This window comes from Bacillota bacterium, from assembly GCA_040754675.1.
In the GTDB taxonomy this organism is placed as follows: Bacteria; Bacillota; Limnochordia; order Limnochordales; family Geochordaceae; genus Geochorda.
This window is the reverse complement of record JBFMCJ010000668.1, coordinates 1-2,075: the sequence shown is the minus strand read 5'-3', so window position 1 is coordinate 2,075 and position 2,075 is coordinate 1. Positions and strand designations below refer to the sequence as shown.

The following is a 2,075-nucleotide window of genomic DNA, read 5'->3' as shown; positions in this document are numbered from 1 at the left end:
GGTGACGCCCTCCGGGAAACGCCTCACCCGCCCGGGCAGCCACCCCAGCCCGCGCACGGCCCCTCCGGGCTGGCCGGAGCCGATCTCTTCGCTTTCGTCGAACAGAAGCTCGTAGCCGAGGCAAATCCCCAGAAGCGGGCGCCCTTCCCGCAGGTAGGCCGCCAGCGCCTGGTCCATAGCCGCCCGTGCCAGCGCCGCCATGGCCGCCTCGAACGCGCCCACGCCGGGGAGCACGACAGCCTGGACGGCCCCAAGCTCCTCGGGCCGGGTGATGCGCACGACCTCGAGGCCTGGTGCGGCTGCCCGGATCGCCCGCTCCACCGAGGCCAGGTTACCCATGCCGTAATCAACCAGTCCGACGGCCGCCATCCTACAGAAGCTCCTTGGTCGAAGGGATGCGATCCGGCCGGTCTGGGTCAATGGCCACCGCCCGGCGGATCGCTCGGGCAAAGGCTTTGAAGGCCGCCTCCGCCACGTGGTGCCGATTACGTCCCGAAAGCTGCCGGACGTGAAGCGTAAGGCGCCCCGCCCCGGCCAGCGCCTGGAAGAACTCCCTTACCAGCTCTGCGTCCATCTCGCCAAGCCTGGTCCCGGAAGCGTCCAGCGCCGGTACGTCCCAGACGAGGAGCGGCCGGCCCGACAGGTCCACCGCCGCAAGCACCAGCGCCTCGTCCATCGGGACGATCGCGTGGCCGAAGCGAGCAACCCCGCGCCGCTCGCCAAGCGCCCTGTCCACGGCCGCCCCCAGCGCCAGGGCGGCGTCCTCGACGGTGTGGTGAGCGTCCACGTGCAGGTCGCCCGCCACGGTGAGATCGAGGTCGAAAAGGGCGTGGTGGCCGAGGCTGGTCAGCATGTGGTCAAAGAAGCCGATACCCGTCTTGACTCGGGTCGCGCCCTGCCCGTCCAGGCACAGCGAAAGCGAAACCCGGGTCTCGGCCGTGGCACGCTCCAGTTCCACGCGGCGGCCGGAGGGCGTCTGCGAGGACAAGGCCTACGTCTCCCCTTCCTGCGCGCCCGCCCTGCGCATCTCTACCGAGCGGGCATGGGCCGCAAGCCCCTCCGCTGCTGCCAGTTTCTCGACCAGCGGCCCGAGGTGGCCCAGGCCGGAAGGGGATGCGTGGACCAGGGTGGTCGCCCGCAAGAACGTGTGGACGCCCACCGCCGACGCAAAGCGGGCCGTGCCGTTGGTGGGCAGGATGTGGTTGCTGCCGGCCGCATAGTCGCCCAGCGCCTCCGGAGCATGAGGGCCGATGAAGACGGCGCCGGCGCAGCGCACCCGTCCCGCGAGGGCCACGGGGTCGGCCGTCGCAACCTGCAGGTGCTCCGGGGCCATGGCATCCGCCAGCGCCAACCCCTCGGGGTCCAGGCTGCGGCATATCACCACGGCGCCCCACCGGGAAAGGGCCACGCGGGCCGTCTCGCCGCGGGGGAGTGTCGCAAGCTGGCGCGCCAGCTCCTGCTCCACGGCCCCGGCCAGCGCCTCCGAGTCCGTGATCAGGATGGCGGCCGCGTCCGCGGCGTGCTCCGCCTGCGCGAGAAGGTCGGCGGCCACCCACTCGGGCCGCGCCGAATCGTCGGCCAGCACCACCACCTCGGTGGGGCCGGCCAGGGAGTCGATGCCCACCACACCCACGACCTCGCGCTTGGCAAGCTGGACGAACAAATTGCCCGGGCCGGCGATCACGTCCACGGGCGGGATCGACTCGGTCCCGTACGCCAGCGCGGCAACGGCCTGCGCGCCACCCACCTGCAGCACCCGCGAGGCGCCCGCCACATGGGCCGCCAGCAGCACCCCGGCGTGAACCGGCGGCGGCGTCGCCACCACAATCTCACCGACCCCGGCGATGCGAGCCGGGATCACGCCCATCAGCACGGTGGAGAGCAGCGGCGCCGTTCCGCCCGGCACGTACACGGCCGCCCGGCGCACGGGCCCCGGATACCATCCCACAGCGACGCCGGGGGCGGTCACCTCGAAAACCGGGGAGGGAAGCTGGCGCCGGTGGAAGCGTTCAACGGCGCCCGCAGCCGCCCGCAGAGCCGGCACCAGCGCGGCCAGGGCGGGGTCGCCCGCGGCG

Annotated in this window: 3 protein-coding genes; all 3 read right to left on the bottom strand. The window is 72.8% G+C overall.

All coding sequences use genetic code 11. The features are described from left to right. The coding region (hisH, locus tag AB1609_22310; protein MEW6049168.1) for an imidazole glycerol phosphate synthase subunit HisH at window positions 1-369 on the bottom strand (369 nt) is incomplete at its 3' end. 1 nt (window position 370) lies between these two features. After that, window positions 371-988: an imidazoleglycerol-phosphate dehydratase HisB gene (hisB, locus tag AB1609_22305; protein ID MEW6049167.1), complete on the bottom strand. Its 618-nt coding sequence runs from the start codon at window positions 986-988 to the stop codon at window positions 371-373. Between the two features lie 3 nt (window positions 989-991). Continuing rightward, on the bottom strand, window positions 992-2,075 hold a 1,084-nt coding region (hisD, locus tag AB1609_22300), incomplete at its 5' end, for a histidinol dehydrogenase (GenBank protein MEW6049166.1).